18 protein-coding genes are annotated in these 18,699 nt (G+C 64.9%); 12 read left to right on the forward strand and 6 right to left on the reverse strand.

Translation table 11 applies throughout. From position 1 onward, the window contains the following. The first annotated feature begins 80 nt into the window (after positions 1-80). The 8 genes from sucC (at position 81) to L0B83_RS07510 (ending at position 10,400) form a co-directional block, all read left to right on the forward strand. The gene (gene sucC, locus L0B83_RS07475; RefSeq protein WP_234757778.1) at positions 81-1,250 is read left to right on the forward strand and encodes an ADP-forming succinate--CoA ligase subunit beta; all 1,170 of its coding nucleotides are present in this window, start codon (positions 81-83) and stop codon (positions 1,248-1,250) included. A gap of 13 nt (positions 1,251-1,263) precedes the next feature. Next, the gene (gene sucD / locus L0B83_RS07480) at positions 1,264-2,166 is read left to right on the forward strand and encodes a succinate--CoA ligase subunit alpha (protein ID WP_234757779.1); all 903 of its coding nucleotides are present in this window, start codon (positions 1,264-1,266) and stop codon (positions 2,164-2,166) included. 835 nt (positions 2,167-3,001) lie between these two features. Next, positions 3,002-4,015, forward strand: a complete 1,014-nt coding sequence (gene iolC, locus L0B83_RS07485; RefSeq protein ID WP_234757780.1) for a 5-dehydro-2-deoxygluconokinase — start codon at positions 3,002-3,004, stop codon at positions 4,013-4,015. Next, entirely contained in the window at positions 4,012-4,959 is a 948-nt protein-coding gene (locus tag L0B83_RS07490; protein ID WP_234757781.1) for a Cgl0159 family (beta/alpha)8-fold protein, read from the forward strand. Before iolC ends, L0B83_RS07490 begins: the two co-directional genes overlap by 4 nt. A gap of 20 nt (positions 4,960-4,979) precedes the next feature. Continuing rightward, positions 4,980-6,908, forward strand: coding sequence for a 3D-(3,5/4)-trihydroxycyclohexane-1,2-dione acylhydrolase (decyclizing) (gene iolD, locus L0B83_RS07495; protein WP_234757814.1), 1,929 nt, complete (start codon positions 4,980-4,982; stop codon positions 6,906-6,908). Between the two features lie 30 nt (positions 6,909-6,938). Further along, positions 6,939-8,450: a CoA-acylating methylmalonate-semialdehyde dehydrogenase gene (locus L0B83_RS07500; protein WP_234757782.1), complete on the forward strand. Its 1,512-nt coding sequence runs from the start codon at positions 6,939-6,941 to the stop codon at positions 8,448-8,450. A gap of 10 nt (positions 8,451-8,460) precedes the next feature. Continuing rightward, complete coding sequence (locus tag L0B83_RS07505; RefSeq protein ID WP_234757783.1) at positions 8,461-9,372, forward strand: sugar phosphate isomerase/epimerase family protein; 912 nt, start codon at positions 8,461-8,463, stop codon at positions 9,370-9,372. A 14-nt stretch (positions 9,373-9,386) separates the two neighbouring features. Beyond that, positions 9,387-10,400, forward strand: a complete 1,014-nt coding sequence (locus L0B83_RS07510) for a Gfo/Idh/MocA family protein (protein WP_234757784.1) — start codon at positions 9,387-9,389, stop codon at positions 10,398-10,400. A 5-nt stretch (positions 10,401-10,405) separates the two neighbouring features. Here L0B83_RS07510 and iolB read toward each other — a convergent pair whose 3' ends face one another. The 4 genes from iolB to L0B83_RS07530 form a co-directional block, all read right to left on the reverse strand. Beyond that, a complete protein-coding gene (gene iolB, locus L0B83_RS07515; RefSeq protein WP_234757785.1) occupies positions 10,406-11,299 on the reverse strand; it encodes a 5-deoxy-glucuronate isomerase in 894 nt (297 codons plus the stop codon). A gap of 17 nt (positions 11,300-11,316) precedes the next feature. Continuing rightward, complete coding sequence (locus tag L0B83_RS07520; protein ID WP_234757786.1) at positions 11,317-12,057, reverse strand: GntR family transcriptional regulator; 741 nt, start codon at positions 12,055-12,057, stop codon at positions 11,317-11,319. A gap of 80 nt (positions 12,058-12,137) precedes the next feature. Further along, a complete protein-coding gene (locus L0B83_RS07525) occupies positions 12,138-12,620 on the reverse strand; it encodes a hypothetical protein (RefSeq protein ID WP_234757787.1) in 483 nt (160 codons plus the stop codon). A gap of 26 nt (positions 12,621-12,646) precedes the next feature. Then, a complete protein-coding gene (locus tag L0B83_RS07530; protein ID WP_234757788.1) occupies positions 12,647-13,042 on the reverse strand; it encodes a cupredoxin domain-containing protein in 396 nt (131 codons plus the stop codon). 215 nt (positions 13,043-13,257) lie between these two features. Here L0B83_RS07530 and L0B83_RS07535 point away from each other — a divergent pair, with 215 nt between their 5' ends. The 3 genes from L0B83_RS07535 (at position 13,258) to L0B83_RS07545 (ending at position 15,595) form a co-directional block, all read left to right on the forward strand. Then, a complete protein-coding gene (locus L0B83_RS07535; protein WP_234757789.1) occupies positions 13,258-13,587 on the forward strand; it encodes a hypothetical protein in 330 nt (109 codons plus the stop codon). A 111-nt stretch (positions 13,588-13,698) separates the two neighbouring features. Then, positions 13,699-14,832, forward strand: a complete 1,134-nt coding sequence (locus tag L0B83_RS07540) for an LOG family protein (RefSeq protein WP_234757790.1) — start codon at positions 13,699-13,701, stop codon at positions 14,830-14,832. A 25-nt stretch (positions 14,833-14,857) separates the two neighbouring features. Further along, positions 14,858-15,595, forward strand: a complete 738-nt coding sequence (locus L0B83_RS07545) for a VOC family protein (protein WP_234757791.1) — start codon at positions 14,858-14,860, stop codon at positions 15,593-15,595. A gap of 486 nt (positions 15,596-16,081) precedes the next feature. Here L0B83_RS07545 and L0B83_RS07550 read toward each other — a convergent pair whose 3' ends face one another. After that, entirely contained in the window at positions 16,082-17,002 is a 921-nt protein-coding gene (locus tag L0B83_RS07550; protein WP_372461168.1) for a matrixin family metalloprotease, read from the reverse strand. A gap of 46 nt (positions 17,003-17,048) precedes the next feature. Continuing rightward, on the reverse strand, positions 17,049-18,242 hold the full coding sequence (locus tag L0B83_RS07555; RefSeq protein WP_372461169.1) for a VIT1/CCC1 transporter family protein: 1,194 nt from the start codon (positions 18,240-18,242) through the stop codon (positions 17,049-17,051). Positions 18,243-18,510: 268 nt separating this feature from the next. On the opposite strand from L0B83_RS07555, the gene L0B83_RS07560 reads away from it, so the two are divergent. Next, positions 18,511-18,699, forward strand: a complete 189-nt coding sequence (locus L0B83_RS07560) for a hypothetical protein (RefSeq protein WP_234757792.1) — start codon at positions 18,511-18,513, stop codon at positions 18,697-18,699.

Consider the following 18,699-nt stretch of genomic DNA (forward strand, 5'->3'; position numbering starts at 1 on the left):
CCTATCCGCAGTCGGATGTCGCGGTCACCGTGGTTTCCGGCTGTACCGAAACCTACTTCGACGTAGAAGGACACTAAACCGTGGACCTGTTTGAATATCAGGCGCGCGATATGTTCGAAGCGCACGGTGTACCCGTGCTCGCCGGCATCGTGGCGCACACTCCTGAAGAAGCAAAGGCTGCTGCCGAGAACATTGGCGGCGTGACCGTCGTCAAGGCGCAGGTAAAGGTCGGTGGCCGTGGCAAGGCCGGCGGTGTCAAGGTCGCAAAGTCCGCCGACGAGGCGTTTGAGCACGCTACCAACATCCTTGGCATGGACATCAAGGGCCACACCGTCAACAAGGTCATGATCGCCCAGGGCGCCGACATTGCTGAGGAATACTACTTCTCCGTCCTGCTGGACCGGGCGAACCGCAACTACCTGGCCATGTGCTCGGTAGAAGGCGGCATGGAAATCGAGCAGCTTGCCGTGGAGCGTCCCGAGGCGCTCGCCAAGGTGGCCATCGATCCAGCCGTCGGCATCGACCAGGCCAAGGCCGACGAAATCGTCGACGCTGCCGGCTTCTCCGAAGAACTGCGCGGCAAGGTTGCTTCCGTCATCCTGAAGCTCTGGGACGTCTTCAAGAAGGAAGACGCAACCCTGGTGGAGGTCAACCCGCTGGTCAAGACCGGCGCTGGCGACATCGTTGCGCTTGACGGCAAGGTCTCGCTGGACGAGAACGCGAGCTTCCGCCACGTCCACCACAGCGAACTTGAGGACAAGGAAGCAGCTGACCCGCTCGAGGCAAAGGCCAAGGCGCAGGACCTCAACTACGTGAAGCTTGACGGCTCGGTCGGCATCATCGGCAACGGCGCCGGTCTTGTGATGTCCACCCTCGACGTCGTTGCTTACGCAGGCGAGAACCACGGTAACGTCAAGCCGGCCAACTTCCTGGACATCGGCGGTGGAGCCTCCGCTGAGGTCATGGCCGCCGGCTTGGACGTCATTCTCGGCGACGAGCAGGTCAAGAGCGTTTTCGTGAACGTCTTCGGTGGAATCACCGCGTGTGACGCTGTGGCAAAGGGCATCGTCGGCGCACTGGCCGAGCTCGGCTCCAACGCCAACAAGCCGCTGGTTGTCCGTCTCGATGGCAACAACGTCGAAGAGGGCCGCCGCATCCTTGCCGAGGCCAACCACCCGCTGGTTACCCTGGCAGCCACCATGGACGAGGGCGCCGACAAGGCCGCCGAGCTCGCCAACGCAGCTAAGTAAGGGACGCAGGACTATGTCTATCTACCTCAACAAAGACTCCAAGGTCATCGTCCAGGGCATCACCGGCGGCGAAGGCACCAAGCACACCGCCCTGATGCTCAAGGCCGGCACCAACATCGTCGGCGGCGTCAACGCCCGCAAGGCAGGCACCACGGTGCTGCACGGCGACAAGGAAATCACCGTCTTCGGCACCGTCAAGGAAGCCATTGCGGAAACCGGCGCCGACGTCTCCATCGTCTTCGTTCCGCCGGCATTCACCAAGGCCGCCGTGGTTGAAGCCATCGAAGCAGGCATCGGCCTGGTTGTCGTCATCACCGAAGGCGTGCCGGTTCAGGACTCCGCCGAGTTCTGGGCACTGGCCCAGGCCACGGTGGACGCCGACGGTAACCAGATCACCCGCATCATCGGCCCGAACTGCCCCGGCATCATCACCCCGGGCGAAGCCCTGGTTGGCATCACCCCGGCAAACATCACGGGCAAGGGCCCCATCGGCTTGGTTTCCAAGTCCGGTACCTTGACCTACCAGATGATGTACGAACTGCGCGACCTTGGCTTCTCCACTGCGATTGGCATCGGCGGCGACCCCATCATCGGCACCACGCACATCGACGCCCTGGCCGCTTTCGAGGCTGACCCGGAGACCAAGGCGATCGTCATGATCGGTGAAATCGGTGGCGACGCTGAAGAGCGCGCAGCCGACTTCATCAAGGCCAACGTCACCAAGCCGGTTGTCGGCTACGTCGCGGGCTTCACCGCTCCCGAGGGCAAGACCATGGGCCACGCAGGCGCCATTGTCTCCGGCTCCGCGGGCACGGCCCAGGCCAAGAAGGAAGCCCTCGAAGCCGCAGGCGTGAAGGTCGGCAAGACGCCGTCCGAGACCGCCAAGCTCCTCCGCGAGGTCTACGCAGCCCTGTAGTTCCAAAAGCACGCCCGACGGCGGCTGTCACCTTCCCCTGGGAGGTGACAGCCGCCGTCGTTGTTTAACGGCACGCCCGGTCAGGTTTGGTGGGTTTTCTTGTGACGCCCGGTCAGGTTTGGTGGGTTCGCTTGCGACGCCCGGTCAGGTTTGGTGGGCGAGCGTGGGTCTTTTGGGCTCGATATCCCGTCTATGACATTCTGCTCAATCATTCGAATGGACCAACCGCAGAGTAGCGAAACCGCGGGACCTGCGCTGTCGGCGGACCGAATGATCCAGCAGAATGCGACGTCGGCCCTTCTTGCCACGCGCCGGTCACGACCGGTGCGTCTTTGGTCCGACCCGCCCACCTAGGTGAGTGGGGGTTGGGGTTTGGCGGTCAGAGGTGAGTGGGGGTTGGGGCGCTTCGGGCCGTTAGTATGTTAGGACAAACTGCGCAGAGGAAGGCGGGCGGCCTGCGTTCGAATCGACGTCCACTAGGCTGCGAACTCCGCCCGGGTTAGCGAGCGGGATGTCGACGGCGAGGGTGCGTTTCCGGGTATGTTGAAAGCGTTGCGAATGATCAATCTTTTCGGGCCGGCCGCCCCGCATGTCACTGCAGAGCTTGCCGCTCCCGCGCGGTAACTCGGGCGATTTGGCGCGGATCCAGACCCAATCCGTCGCCGAATCAAACCATCACGTTTCGTTGTAAATATGTCAGTACAAACTTTTGACAGGACATTGATTCTGGTGGCAAAGTAGTGGTTGTGTCCCTGCCCATGGGCGGGCTGGCACAGCACTGGAGCTCTCACCGTCCCCTCGAGAAGAGTTCACTACAGAAAGGTCCGCGATCACCGTGACCCACGAACTGCTCACCATCGGGCGCATAAGCGTCGATATCTACCCGAACGACATTGGGGTCGGACTGGAAGATGTGCAGTCCTTTGGCAAGTACCTCGGTGGATCGCCGTCGAACGTGGCTGTTGCCGCTGCCCGCCACGGCCGACGTTCCGGCGTGATCACGCGTACAGGCGATGACCCCTTCGGCGTCTACCTGCACCGGGAACTGCGCAAGTTCAACGTTGACGACTCCTTCGTGACCCCGGTACCGGGCCTCCAGACCCCCGCCACCTTCTGTGCGATCCAACCTCCGCACGACTTCCCGCTGTACTTCTACGGACGGTTCCCGACGGCGCCGGACCTGCAGATCAAGGCCGAAGAGCTCGACCTCGAAGCCATCCGGAACGCCGGGATCTTTTGGTCAACGGTGACCGGCCTGTGCCAGGAGCCGAGCCGCGAGGCGCACATCACGGCGCACGAAGCCCGCCCCCGAAAAGGACTCAAAGAGGGCCAGTACACCATCCTGGACCTCGACTACCGGCCGATGTTCTGGGCTTCCGAGGATGAGGCCCGTGCGGAGATCGCCAAGATCCTGCCGCACGTCACCGTGGCCATCGGCAATGACAAGGAATGTGCCGTTGCCGTGGGCGAAGGAACCCCGGACGAGCAGGCGGACCGCCTTCTGGCGGCCGGCGTCGAGATCGCCGTCGTGAAGCTCGGCCACGACGGCGTCATGGCCAAGACCCGCACCGAGCGCGTCGTGTCCGCCCCGGTCACCGTGCAGACCGTCAACGGCCTCGGTGCGGGCGACTCCTTCGGCGGGGCGTTCTGCCATGGATTGTTGGCGGGCTGGCCCTTGGCCCAGGTCCTGGACTACGCCAACGCCGCAGGTGCGATCGTCGCCTCCCGCGTCTCGTGCGCCGACGCGATGCCGACGCCGGAGGAGGTCACCTCGTTGCTTGCAGCGCGCGGCCGCCTGACGCCCGATGGCACCTCTCACGCAGCCATTTCCGAAGGAGCAGCACGTTGAGTTTCAATGATGACCCCCGCCGGTACGAGCACCTGACTGCCATCCGTTTGGAAGATCCCGACGCCGTTTCCCGCGCCGCCGCCGCACGTCGCCGCCACCCGGGCCTGAAGTACGGGACCCAGAACTTCATCGTGGCCGCCGACCACCCGGCACGTGGTGCCTTGGCCGTTGGCAACGACCCGAAGGCGATGGCTGACCGCAGGGACCTGCTGGACCGGCTGCGGATCGCTTTGGCGAATCCCGCCGTGGACGGCGTGCTCGCGAGCCCGGACATGATGGACGACCTGCTCCTCCTGGGTGCCCTTGAAGGCAAGCTTGTGTTCGGCTCGATGAACCGCGGCGGCCTTGCGGGGCTCGTCAACGAGATCGATGACCGTTTCACGGGCCATACCGCAGCGGCCCTGGATGCCTTGGGCGCCGACGGCGGGAAGATGCTCGCCCGCATCTGCCTCGGGGATCCGGACACGGCCAACATCCTCGAAGCCACGGCCAAGGCGGTGGACTCCCTCGCAGCACGCAAGCTGATCGCCATGGTGGAGCCGTTCCTGTCCGTCCGCGATGCGAACGGCAAGGTCTGCAACGATCTTTCCCCCGACGCCGTGATCAAGTCGGTCGCGATTGCGCAGGGCCTCGGTTCCACGAGCGCTTACACCTGGATGAAGCTCCCGGTCGTGGCCGAGATGGAACGCGTCATGGCCGCGACCACGCTGCCCACGGTCCTGTTGGGCGGGGACCCGGACGCGGGCCAGGACGAGGTTTTCGCCAGCTGGCAGGCTGCGCTTGCCCTCCCGGGAGTCCAAGGATTGACTGTGGGACGGACCCTTTTGTATCCGGCCGACGGCGACGTGGCCGGTGCCGTGGCCACGGCCGCATCGCTCTTGAAGAAGACAGAGCCGCTGAAGAAACCCGAGCCGCTGAAGACACCTGCGAAAGTATCGGAGTAAGAGTCATGTCAACACGCAGAATGACGGTGGCCCAAGCCGTTGTCGAGTTCCTGTCCAAGCAGTACACGGTGGACACCGTCGGCGGTAACGAATACCGGGCGCGCCTGATCCCGGGCACGTTCGGGATCTTCGGGCACGGCAACGTCGCCGGCGTCGGGCAGGCCCTCAAGCAGTACCAGTCCGTGGACCCGGCCATCATGCCGTATTACCAGGGCCGCAACGAGCAGGCGCAGGCGCACCAGGCCGTGGGCTACGCGCGGCACACCCGCCGCCGGCAGACCTTCGCGATCAGCACCTCGATCGGTCCGGGGTCCTCGAACCTGCTGACGGGCGCGGCGCTGGCCACCGCCAACCGGCTCCCGGTGCTGCTGCTGCCGTCCGACACCTTCGCCACCCGGGCCGCGGACCCGGTCCTGCAGCAGCTCGAGCTGCCCTACGCCTACGACATCACCGTCAACGACGCTTTCCGTCCGCTGTCGAAGTTCTTCGACCGGGTCTCCCGCCCCGAGCAGGTTTTCTCGGCGTTCCACCACGGCCTGCGGGTCCTGACTGACCCGGCCGAGACCGGCGCGGTGACCATTTCGCTTCCGCAGGACGTCCAGGCCGAGGCATTGGACGTCCCCGAAGAGTTCCTCGCCGAGCGTGAGTGGCGGATCCGCCGCCCCGAAGCCGACGACGACGATATCCGCCGCGCCGCTGAGGCCATCCGTGCCGCGAAGCGGCCCATGATCATTGCCGGCGGCGGAGTCCTCTACGCCTTCGCCAACGACGAACTGGCCAAGTTCGCCGAACTGACGGGCATCCCGGTGGGCAACACCCAGGCCGGCGTCGGCGTCCTGCCGTGGGACCACCAGCTGTCGCTCGGCGCCGTCGGCTCCACAGGCACGACGGCGGCGAACGCCATCGCTGCCGAGGCTGACCTGATCATCGGCATTGGTACCCGGTACGAGGACTTCACGACGGCGTCGCGCACTGCTTTCCAGAACCCCGACGTGAAGTTCGTGAACATCAACGTCGCCCCGATCGACGCGTACAAGCACGGCACCGCGCTGCCGATCGTGGCCGACGCCCGCAAGGCCCTCGTCAAGCTCAACGCAGCCCTGGGTGGATACCGCGTCGGCGCGGACCTCGAGCAGAAGATCGCGGCCGAGAAGAAGCGCTGGGACGGCATCGTGGACGAAGCCTTCGACACCCGCCACCGCCCGCTGCCGGCCCAGAACGAGATCATCGGCGCCACCAACCGGGCGATGGACGCTTCCGACGTTGTCATCTGCGCCGCCGGTTCCCTGCCGGGCGACCTGCACAAGATGTGGCGCGTCCGGGACCCGTTCGGCTACCACGTCGAATATGCCTACTCCTGCATGGGCTATGAGATCCCCGGTGGCCTGGGCGTCAAGCGCGCCGCGTTGGCCGAGGCCGCAGCGGGTGGCAAGGACCGCGACGTCGTGGTCATGGTGGGGGACGGCTCCTACCTGATGATGCACACCGAGCTGGTCACCGCCGTCGCCGAACGCATCAAACTGATCGTGGTCCTGATCCAGAACCACGGCTACGCCTCCATCGGTTCCCTCTCAGAGTCCCTGGGGTCGCAGCGATTCGGCACCCAGTACCGCGCCCTGGACAAGGAACACCACAGTTTCGACGCCGGTGAGCACCTGCCCATCGACCTGGCCCTCAACGCCGAATCCCTCGGCGCGAAGGTGATCCGGATCGAACCGGGCGAGAAGGCCATCGCCGAACTCGAACAAGCCATCCGCGACGCGAAAGCTGCCCCGGAAGAGACCGGGCCGATCGTCATCCACGTCGAATCGGACCCCCTGCTGGACGCCCCGAGCTCCGAGTCCTGGTGGGACGTCCCCGTCTCCCAGGTCTCCGAACTCGAATCCACCCAGCAGGCCTTCAAGACCTACACCGACCACAAGTCCCGCCAGCGCAAGCTGCTCGGCTGACCCCCAAGCAACCGACAAGGAAGTCCCCACATGTCGTTGACGACCACCCTGACCACCATCAACCATTTCATCAACGGTGTTGAGACCGCCGGCGAAGGCAACCGCACCCAGCCCGTCTACAACCCGGCCACCGGTGCCGTCTCTGCCGAGCTGCGGCTCGCCAACCGGGAAGACTTGGAGGCCACGGTCGCCGCCGCGAAGGCGGCGGCGGAGAAGTGGGGTGACATCTCCCTGGCCAAGCGCACCGCCGTGCTGTTCAAGTTCCGTGAACTCGTCGCGGCGCACGTGGAGGAACTGGCCCAGCTGGTCACGGCGGAGCACGGCAAGGTCATCTCCGACGCCAAGGGTGAGATCGGCCGGGGCTTGGAAGTCATCGAGTTCGCCTGCGGCATCCCGCAGCTGCTCAAGGGCGACTACTCGGACCAGGTCTCCACCGGCATCGACGTGTTCTCCTTCCGCGAGCCGCTCGGTGTTGTCGCGGGCATCACGCCGTTCAACTTCCCGGTCATGGTGCCGTTGTGGATGGCGCCGATGGCGATCGCCACCGGCAACGCCTTCATCCTCAAGCCCTCCGAGCGCGACCCGTCCGCCTCGTTGCTGCTGGCCAAGCTGTGGAAGGACGCGGGCCTGCCCGACGGTGTGTTCCAGGTCCTGCACGGCGACAAGGAAACCGTGGACGGTTTGCTGACCCACCCGGACGTGGACGGCATCTCCTTCGTCGGCTCCACCCCGATCGCGCAGTACGTCCACGAGACCGCCACCAAGCACGGCAAGCGGGTCCAGGCCCTGGGCGGGGCGAAGAACCACGCGATCGTCATGCCCGACGCCGACCTCGACAACGCCGCCGACCACCTGGCCGCTGCCGCGTTCGGCTCCGCCGGAGAACGTTGCATGGCCATCTCGGTCGCGGTCGCCGTCGGCGATGCTGCGGAACTGCTGGTCAAGAAGGTCGAGGAACGCGCCCTCGCCGTGAAGGTCAAGAACGGCACCGAGCCCGACGCCGAAATGGGACCGGTCATCACGCCGGCCTCCAAGGAACGCATCGTACGGATCGTCACCGAAGCCGAAGCTGCGGGCGCCGCGATGGTCGTGGACGGCCGTGACCTCGTGGTCCCCGGCCACGAAGACGGTTTCTGGGTGGGGCCCACCGTGATCGACCACGTCAAGACCGAAATGAGCGCCTACACCGAGGAAATCTTCGGACCCGTGCTCGTCGTCGTCCGCGTCGAAGACCTGGACGAAGGCATCAAGCTCATCAACTCCAACCCTTACGGCAACGGCACCGCGATCTTCACCTCTTCCGGAGCCAACGCCCGGAAGTTCCAGCGCTCCGTCACGGTGGGCATGATCGGGATCAACGTGCCCCTGCCCGTCCCGGTGGCGTACCATTCCTTCGGCGGCTGGAAAGCGTCCCTGTTCGGAGACAAGCACATCTACGGTCCCGAAGGCGTCTCCTTCTACACCCGCGGCAAGGTAGTTACCTCCCGCTGGCCGGAACCTACCCACGCCTCCGGGGCCTCCTACAACTTCCCCTCCAACTAAGGAGCCCGCAATGACGGAAAACAAACTCATCATTGGCACGGCCCCGGATTCGTGGGGCGTGTGGTTCGCGGACGATCCGAAGCAGACTCCGTGGGAACGCTTCCTGGACGAAGTGGCTGAGTCCGGGTACAAGTGGATCGAGCTTGGCCCCTACGGCTATTTGCCGAACGATCCTGCCCGCCTCGCCGAGGAACTCCAGCAGCGCGATCTCAAGGTCACTGCCGGAACGGTGTTCACCGCCTTCCACCGCGGCGCCGCACAGTACGAGGAAGCATGGGAGCCGGCACGCAAGGTGGCCGAGCTGACGGCGGCCATGGGCGGCGAACACATTGTGGTCATCCCGGCGATGTGGCGCGACGACGTCACCGGCGAGGCCGTGGAGAGCGGGGAGCTCTCCCATGAACAGTGGAACGACCTGTTCGCCGGACACAACCGCATGGGCAAAGTGCTGCTGGACGACTTCGGCCTCAAGCAGCAATTCCACTCACACGCAGATTCCCACGTCGGCGCCCAGGCGGACATCGAGCGCCTGCTCGCAGAGACCGATCCCCAGTACTTGAACCTCTGCTTGGACACCGGGCACGCGGAATACTGCGGAGCGTCCAGCCTGGAACTGATCAAGAACTACCCGGACCGCATCGGCTACCTGCACTTGAAGCAGATCAACCCGGACGTCCTGAGGAAAGTGAACGAGGAAAACATGACCTGGGCAGCGGCGAACCTGGCCGGCGTCATGACCGAGCCGCCGGGCGGCCTGCCGGATCTTCGTGCCGTCATCGAGGCCGTTGAAGGACTCAACCGCCCGATCTTTGGCATCGTGGAACAGGACATGTACCCCGTGGCCTTCGACGTTCCCATGCCCATCGCCAAGCGCACCCGCAACTACCTGCTTTCGTGCGGCTCCCGCACTGCCGTCAACTAGCTAAGGACAGAACATTGACTGACATTCTCCGCGTGGCCGTAATCGGCGCAGGTCGCATGGGCGCTGACCACATCAAGCGCCTCAGCAGCCGCATCCACGGCGCCGAAGTGGCCGCCGTCGTCGACGTCGACCTCGCCCGCGCGCAGGCGGCCATCGCAGGGATTGACGGCGCCGTCGCCCTCGCAAGCGCCGAAGAGGCCCTCAACAACGGCGACGTCAACGCCGTCCTGATCGCCACACCGGGTTTTCTGCATGAGGAAATCCTCTACAAGGCGCTCGAGAAGGACTTCCCGATCCTCTGCGAGAAGCCGCTGACTCCGGATGCCGAGAGCGCTTGGAAGGTTGTCCAGGCCGAAACTGCACTCGGCCACAAGCGCATCCAGGTGGGTTTCATGCGCCGTTTCGACGCCGAATACGCCGCCCTGGGTTCGATGATCCGCGATCGTGAACTCGGCGAGCTGCTCATGCTTCACCACCAGCACCGCAACCCGGACACCCCCGCGGGCTTCACCAACGAGATGCTCATCAATGACTCCGTGGTCCATGAGTTCGACGCCATCCGCTTCTTCACGGGCGAGGAAATCACTTCCGTGCAGGTGCGCCTGGGCAAGGCGACCCGCAACGCCCCGAACGGCCAGCACGACCCCCAGCACGTCCTGATCGAGACCGAGTCCGGTGTCCTGGCCGACGTCGAAATCTACGTGAATGCGAAGTTCGGTTATGAAGTCGCTACCCAGGCCACCTTCGAGGACGGCATCGTGAACATCGGGGGCGACGGCGGTCCTTACGTCCGCAGCGCGGGCCGCTGGGGAGGCAAGGTCACCCCTGGTTTCGAAGAGCGCTTTGGTGCCGCGTACGACGTCGAAGTCCAGGCTTGGGTGGATGCTGCCCGCCGCGGCGAGATCGGCGGTCCGACGGCCTGGGACGGTTACGCCACCGCCGCGTGCTGCGAGGCCGGCGTCGAGGCCCAGAAGTCGGGCGAGAAGGTTTCGGTCCAGCTCAATACCAAGCCCGAGCTGTACGCGTAGGCCGGCTAGGCGCCAAACGGCAGCCGCGGGTCGATGGCCTGTCCGTCCCAGCTTTGCCGCACCCAACCGTGGTGGGGGTCGTCGCTGATGAGCCACTCGCGGACGGGACCCGGACCGGCCATGACGTTCAGGTAGTACATGTCATAACCGGGAGCGGCCATGGCCGGGCCGTGCCAGCCGTAGGGAACCAGGACCACGTCGCCCGTCCGAACCTCTGCCGCAACATCGATCGGGCGGTCGTCGGAGGCATAGACACGCTGATAGCCGACCGCATCTGCGTGGGCGGGGGCGCCGGAGCCGCCAGCCACACGGGTCTCGAAGTAGTAGATCTCTTCGAGCTGCGTCTCGCCGTCCTTTTCCTCGTCGTGCTTGTGCGGGGGATAGGAAGACCAGTTACCCGCGGGCGTCAGGACTTCGCAGACGATGAAACGGTCGGCTTCGAGGGTGGCAGGCGTGCCGAAGTTGTGGACCTGGCGCGAGCAATTGCCCGCCCCGCGCAGCTCGACAGGGGTTTCCGCGGCCGTCACCAGCCTTGTGGGGTACGACGCCTTGGCCGGGGCGGTCGCGACGGCGACGCGGCCGCCGTCGGGCGAACTGATGGTGACCGCGGCGTTCGTGCCGGAGTACAGCACATCGCTGGGCCCATGGAAAACCGACGCCCGCCCCGCAAGGGGATACTCGACGTCGTCGACCGTCACGGCGAAGGCGCCGTTGAGCGGCACAATGATCCGCTCCTCAGCCGCGGCGGGGAGTTCGACGACGGCGCCCGCGGCGAGCGTGGCGACCTTGAGTCCGGTGTGGGCCCAGCCTTCGACAGCCAGAGCGGAATCGGAGGTTCCGAGCGAGATGTCCCAGTCGCCGTCGTTGGCTGTTCCTAGTGGATAGACCCAGTTCGCCATAAAGAAAAGTCCTTGCGTCAGCGCTGTACGAGTGTCATTTCAAAGCTGTATGAATCGGCCCGGTAGACGTGATTGCCGGTTTCCACCATGCGTCCGGTGTCATCGACGGCGGTGCGTTCCATGGTGACCAACGCCGAGCCGACCTCCGTCTCCAAGAGCGGGGCCTGGTAGTCGTTGGCGATCATGGCGCCGATCCGCTGCGAAGCGAGCCGGAAATTGACGCCGCCGCGGCGGAGGATGGCGTAGAGGCCTTCCTTGGCGAGCATGGCCTCGTCCATGGTGGCGATATCGTCGCGGACCCAGTTCTCCATGAGCGCCAGGGGCTTCCCGCCCACCTTGCGCAGGCGGGTGAAGTGGTACACCTTGGAACCGGCCGGAAGCTGAAGGGCCGTCAGCGTATCCGCGTCGGCGTCCATGTGCGAAAAGCTGAGGACCTGGGTGGTGGGCTTCTTGCCGTTATTGGTCAGATCGTCGAAGAGGCTCGAGAGCTCCAGCGGCCGGCGGACCTGGCTCGAAACAACCTGGGTGCCGACGCCACGCTTGCGGACCAACAGCCCTGAGCGGACGAGTTCGTCCATGGCCTTGCGCATGGTGGGCCGGGACAGATTGAGCTGGGCGGCGAGGTCTATCTCGTTATCCAGGCGGCTGCCTGGCTCCAACGCTCCGCTGTGGATGGCGGCCTCGATGCCCTGAACCACCTGATGGTACAAAGGCACCGGGGAAGAACGGTCGATATTAAGGCCAAGTTGATTCGCCATTGCATGCTCCCTCGTATTCCGGGGCTGTCCCGGAAATCGCATGCATGTCCCTTCATGTTCGCTTGATAGGACATACTGCTTTACCGATGATAGCAGGCCTGGTTCTTACGGCGTCGGACGCCTTGAGTGGCGCCGCGCCGGCGTGCTCGGCTGCTTTGCCTGAAGACCCCGACGGCGGCCAAGACCGCGCCGATGCCCTCGGCCACCGCGCTGAGGGTCTTCTCGAAGAACCATACGGGCTCGTACATGGCCGGGATCGGACCAAAGGCCGGTATGTCGACGTATCGGTAGATGAGGACGGCGACAAACGCGCTGCCCGCCACGAGCAGGGCGGCGGCGTACGCCGGGCGGCTCCCGCGCACCAGGACGTACAAGGCAACCAGGACAGCCGCTGCGGCTTGCAAGCGGAACAAGTTGCCCTGCCCGATTCCGTCCGGGGCGGCCAGTTGATAGCCCGGGGCAAGATCGAAGTGCACCACGGCGTCAATGACCAAGGCCGCCACAACAAGCAGCCGCAGCAGGATGTCCGTTGGATTGCGCAGCGCCAGTTCACGGGTTGTCATATCGCTGGTCCTCATTTCGCCGGCCTTCATTTCACGATCAGGGTTCCGTGCATATTGGAGTGGTACGCGCAGTGATAGGTGTAGCTGCCCGGTGTGGCAGGCGCCGTGAACTGGGCGGTTCCGCCCCCGCCATCAACGGCGACGTCGAATGCCTTGCCATCGTCCGAGGTGACGGTGTGGGCCTGGGCATCGTCGTTCTTGATGGTGATCTTGGCGCCGGGGCTGACGGATGCGGGCCCTTGATAGCGGAAGTCCTTGATGGTGATGGTGAGTTGCTGGGAGTTGCCGGACGTCGCAGCGCTCGAGGACGCCTGGCTCGATGCCGTACCTTGGCCGCCGGTTCCGGAGGCCCCGCAGCCGGTCACGGCGATCAGGGTGGCTGTAGCAAGGATGACCATCAAGGTCTTGGGGCTCTTCTTCATGATTGGCTCCCGCTTCTCGTGTCCGGTGGCCGGAATGTGCCAGCCACATTGATGAGACGTATTCCGGCGGGCTCAGGTTCAACGGAACGGGCAGTTGTTGTCTGCGGAACCGCTGCCTGAGGCCGGTGCGTACCTAATGATCGTTTTCTAATAAAATGATCCGACTGGCTGTATTGGGGGGAATGCAATTGGGCAGATTGTTTGAGGGACCGTGGGTGCTGATCCTGGTCCCCATTGCTCTGGCCGTCGTTATCGTCCTGGTCGTTGTGAGCGCTGTCAACAAGTCGAGGCGCTCTGATCTTGGTTCAGCCGCACTACTCCAGTCCTATGCGCAGGGAATGAACCACCGCTCAACGGCAACGATATTTGGGGTACTTGGCATATTCGTCTTGGGCATTGTCTTCGGCCCCTTGGCCATCGTTCAGGCTTCCAAGGCCGAGGCGCTCGGGGTTAAGGCGACCGCGGGAAAGGTTCTCGGATGGATCTGTGTGGGTGTGACTGCCTTGTGGCTGATTTTCATCGTTGCGGCGTTGGCATCGCGGTAAGCACGCCCTGGAAAAGAGTGGTCCTGAGCTCCTGAGCTCCTGAGTTGGTAGGGGTGCCGATCCGAGACCGACAGGTCTGCGCAACGGGAACCCCGGGCTTACGCTGATGCCATGAGTCCGTCCGGCGCTTTGACCCCCAGTCCACGCACGCTCGACATTGAGAGCATCGCCCACTTCGACCGGCTGCTCGATTCCGGTGCGGTATCGATGCACGGCTGGCACGCGCAGTCGCTGGACCTGCGCGGTCGAAGCAGCGATCTGCAGAGGTTGGATCCCCAAGGCGCCATCTTCCTGGGCTGCACCTTCGACGACGGCGTGGAGGACTCGCTGCGCAGCCGAGGCGCGCTCATCTTTCCCAAGCTGCGCGGCGTGCCGTTCAACCCGTACCGGGGCAGCCTCTATAGCGCGGCGGAACTGTACGAGGACATCGACTCCACTGAATATGAATCCACGTTGGATGCCAAGGTGTACCACTGGAGCATCATGCCCGGGCAACGGACCAGCCTCGACGCCACCCTCGCCGCCGCCCTGCACGACCACGCGATCGGGGATGCACTCGATGATCTCTTGGGCAACGGCGATTTCGCCGGACGCAAGATCGTGGGCGTCATGGGCGGGCATGCCGCCCAACGGGGAACCCAGGACTTCCACGACGCCGCCCGCCTGGGCCGACTCTTAGCCCTGTCTGGTTTCACCGTGGCCACCGGTGGAGGCCCGGGGGCCATGGAAGCGGCCAACCTGGGAGCTTACGTGAGCGGCCTGCCCGACGACGACTTCACCGTCGCGCTGCAATCGCTCGCCACCGTGCCGGGGTTCCGCCCCTCGGTGACGGCCTGGGCGCGGGCGGCGGCCGCCGTCGTCGGGCATTATCCGAGCGGAACGACGTCGCTCGGCATCCCCACGTGGTTCTATGGGCACGAACCGCCCAATCTCTTTGCCACCCACATCGCCAAGTACTTCGCCAACTCCATGCGCGAAGCGATCCTGCTGGAATTGTGCAACGGAGGCATCGTGTTCCTCCCCGGCTCGGCCGGAACAGTCCAGGAAATTTTCCAGGATGCATGCGAGAACTTCTACGGCGCCCCCGAAACCGTCACGCCCATGGTCCTCGTGGGACGCGACCATTGGGAGCACAAGTATCCTGCGTGGCCCATGTTGCAAAGCCTTGCCGCTGGGAAGGTGATGGAGGACCGGATCTTCCTGGTGGACAGCGTCGAGGAGGCGCTCGCCGTCGTCGCAGGCTAACCCCGCAGTTATAGGATCGGGCAATATGGCGCTGCGACTAGTCCAAGTGAACTTCAAGGCCGGGGATGACTCGGCTCTCGGCAGGTTTTGGGCGGAGGCGCTCGGCTGGGAAATCTCCAGCGAAGGACCCGGCGTGAGCAATGTTGAACCCATAGGCTTCACGGGGCCGGACCCTGTTGCCGTCTGCGTCGACGTCGTCACCGTCCCTGATCCCGAAACAGTGAGATACCGCGTGCACCTCGATCTCGCCACCACCTCTTCGGCCCATCAGGAGGAGCTTGTGGCGCGGCTGACAAAGCTGGGCGCGACGCACGCCGACATCGGCCAGGGCAATGTGCCGTGGAGCGTTCTGGCCGACCCGGAGGGCAACCTGTTCTGCGTGCTGGAGCCTCGGCCGATCTACCGGGACACAGGTCCGATCGCCGCTGTGGTGGTCAATTGCACGGATCCGCGGGCCATGGCCCGGTTCTGGAGCGAGGCGACGGACTGGACCCTGCAGCAGGTGACCGATAATTTTGCGCGGCTGCGTTCGGCCATAGGCGTCGGGCCGTATTTGGAGTTCGTCCGAACACCCGCCGCGAATGCCTCGTGTGGCCGGGTCCATCTCGACCTGAGGCCTTACCCCGGCGATGATCAAGCGGCAGAAGTGGCCCGGCTCCGGGCGCTGGGCGCCACGGACGCCGACGTCGGCCAGGGCGACGTGCCCTGGGTGTGCCTCGCCGACCCCGAGGGCAACGAATTCTGCGTCCTCACCCCCGGCTGACGCGTCAACCGGTGTAAGCCGTTCCTTCTTGGGGGCCATCGTGCCACACTTGGTGGACTATCGATTGACTGGGGGGATCCGGGTCAGGAGATTGCTATGCGTGTTCCTATGAATCCCCGCACCCTGCGCCTCCGAGCGCTGGTGAGCAAACCATGATCATTGGTTGGGCTTACTTCATGGCGGGAGTAATGACCGTTGACGGGCTCTTGCTGGGATTGCTGCTGTTGAACGTGAAGTGGCCCAAACACTGGAGGCGGGACGGGTAGGACCTCGAACCAGAGCAGCGTGCGGATCTCCCGTTGAGCATGCTCCGCGTTGGCCATGACCAGTGGACATAATGCCAAAGGTCCGTTGAGCATGCCCCGCGTTCGCCATGACCAGTGGACATAGTACTGATATGTCCACTGCTAAGAATCAAGGCTGGGCATGTCCAGTGGGGGTGGGGGAGTGAAGCTGAACGAATCTACACCGTCCGGCTGGAACGGGCTACAAGTCGGGGCGGCACAGGGCCGTGTGGAGTTTGTAGAGTCCGTTGAGGTCTCCGGCCGCCAAGCCATCCGGGGCGCCGATCTCCGGGTACATGAGCTGGATCGGATCGTCTACATGGTCAAGGCCCACCACATGGCCCAATTCGTGTTGAATCACGGCTGAGACGTAGTGGGCGCCGCCGGCGTTGCGCAGCAGTTGCGTGATCTGCGGGGCGTCCAAAGCCATGCTCCCGGAGACGTAGCTCTTTGGTCCGGTGCCGAAACTGTACATGGTGCTGCCGCCAGTTCCGATGACGGAGCCTGTTAACGCCGGAGCCGCCTCGGGCGTGGTCCACGAAATTAGCAGGGGTGCCCAACGATCGCCGTAGAGCGCGGGCTGGTACGGCTTGCGCTTCTCGGCGGCGTTTTCTTTGGTGGCGCCGTCGTCTACGAAAGTGAGGCCGCTGGCAGCAGCAATCTTTGCAATGGCGTCAGCAATGAGCCCCTCGGATCCCGCCGGGGCGAGGGCTGCGTTGACGACGTAGTGCACTGGCCGGCACGGTGAGTAGCCCACGGGGGTGCCGTCGGCGTTGGTGGCCAGGAACTTGTAGGAGTTGCTGGCCTGGGCGGGCTTGGCGGGGGAGCCGAGCGGGTGCCCGGCTTCCTCCAATCCGGGCGGGGGCGTATCCGGCGCGCGGGCCGCTTTTTGTTGCCCCTGCCCGGGAGACGCGTCCGGACCCGGGTCCTTTGGCGTGCCGTTGACGGTCGGGGCCAGGTGCGGAAGTAAAGCAGTGATCCCGGGGTCGCCGCGGAGGAACCCGCTGACAAACACGGCCACGGCAGCGACGACCGCCACGACCACCAGGTTTCGGAACAACGCGGCCCCGGTACCGGGGCGCTTGGGCGGCGGCCCGCCGTCGTGCCCGTAGTTTGAATGCAAGTTTCCCCCAAGTCCTTGTGCCGCCACCCCGGCCGGCCCGGCGCTACTAGCCGATCACAGCGCCGAAGACGAGTCCCAGCCCATACGTCGCACCGGCCGCACCGAGTCCGATGGCCAGCTGCCGGAGGCCGCGGGTCAGCGGCGAGGTTCCGGACAACAAGCCGACGACCGCGCCGGTCGACAGAAGCACGATGCCTACGAGCGTACCGGCCAACGCAAGCGCCGCGAAGCCGGTCATGCCGAAGATGAACGGCAGGATGGGCACGATGGCGCCCGAAGCGAAGAAGCAGAAGCTCGAGATCGCGGCGCCCCAGGCGGAGCCTACGGCCTCGTGCTCATTGACGGTTTCTTCCGCTTCGGGGTGCAGGGAGAGGCTGGGATCGCAATCGCAGCTGTAGAGCCCCATGCGTTCCGCGGCCCGGTGTTCGGCGGCTTCGCGGGACATGCCCCGGGCCAGATACACGAGGACCAGCTCATTGTGGTCGATATCGAGGGCGGGCGCTGCGGTCAGCGTGGCTTGGGTGGGGCGGGTGGCCTTGAGGAGCTCGAGCTGCGAGCGGACAGAGACATACTCGCCGGCACCCATGGACAGGGCACCCGCCAGGAGTCCGGCGATGCCGCTGAACAGGACCACAGTGGAGGGGACGCCGGTGGCTGCCATGCCCATCACGAGTGAAAGGTTGCTGACCAGCCCGTCGTTGGCGCCGAATACGGCGGCGCGGAAGCTGCCGGACAACCTGTTGCGGCCGCGCGTCGCCAAACCGCGGACCACTTCCTCGTGGATCTGCTCGTCGGCCGCCATTGCACGGGTCGCTGCCGGATCCTTTGCGTAGGGCGAGCGCCCTTCAGCCCTTTGGGCGAGGGCCAACACGAACACTGATCCGAAGTTGCGGGCCAGGAAGCCGAGCATTTGGCTTCGCATCGAGGCGGCCTTCGGCATACCTGCGTGTTCCCCGAGGAGTTTGAGCCAGTGCGCCTCGTGGCGGCCCTCGGCCTCAGCCAGGGCCAAGAGGATGGCGCGTTCCTCGCCGTCGCGGCGCTGTGCGAGTTGACGGTACACGGCCGCCTCGGCCCGCTCGTCCGCCAAGTATTGCCGCCAGCGCTTGATGTCCGACGACGACGGGCGGCCCGGGCGGTCGGCTTCATCTTGAGTTGGACTGCTCAGGTCCGAGGGACTGGCTTGATGCGAGTTGTCTGGGCGGGACTTGTCTGGATGCGCGGGTTTGGCGGGCGGGTGCACCGGGACTCCTGGGTTGCTGGGGCGGGGCTTCATCGCCTCATGGCGGCTCCACTCTACCGCCAATTTCCGCGGTTTTTCGGCTGGCAACCCTCACCAGACTGTTTAGGTGCGCCTCAAAAACGGGAGCATCGCCCGGGGCCTTGACCGCGGCAGGGGGCAGTGCTGGGATGGATGGACAGGGTCCACGAATGGGCGGGGTAGCGTGTCGACCGGCTGCCTCATGTGCCTGTGAGATGGGCTCAGCGGCACGTCGAACGGAGGTTGCACCATGGACAGCACCGAAACCAACGACCGCCACCTCGACCGTCCCACGGTTGAGGCCGATCCCGCTTACGACTACAGCGAGGATCTTGAGGTGGACGAAGAATGGGACGAGGAACCCGGCGTCATTGACGATGACGAACGGGTGGTTCCGCTCGACCCCGAAGAGCATCGCGAGGACGAAGAGCGCGAATAG

Origin of the sequence: Arthrobacter alkaliphilus, from assembly GCF_021483235.1 — a bacterium.
GTDB lineage: Bacteria > Actinomycetota > Actinomycetes > Actinomycetales > Micrococcaceae > Arthrobacter > Arthrobacter alkaliphilus.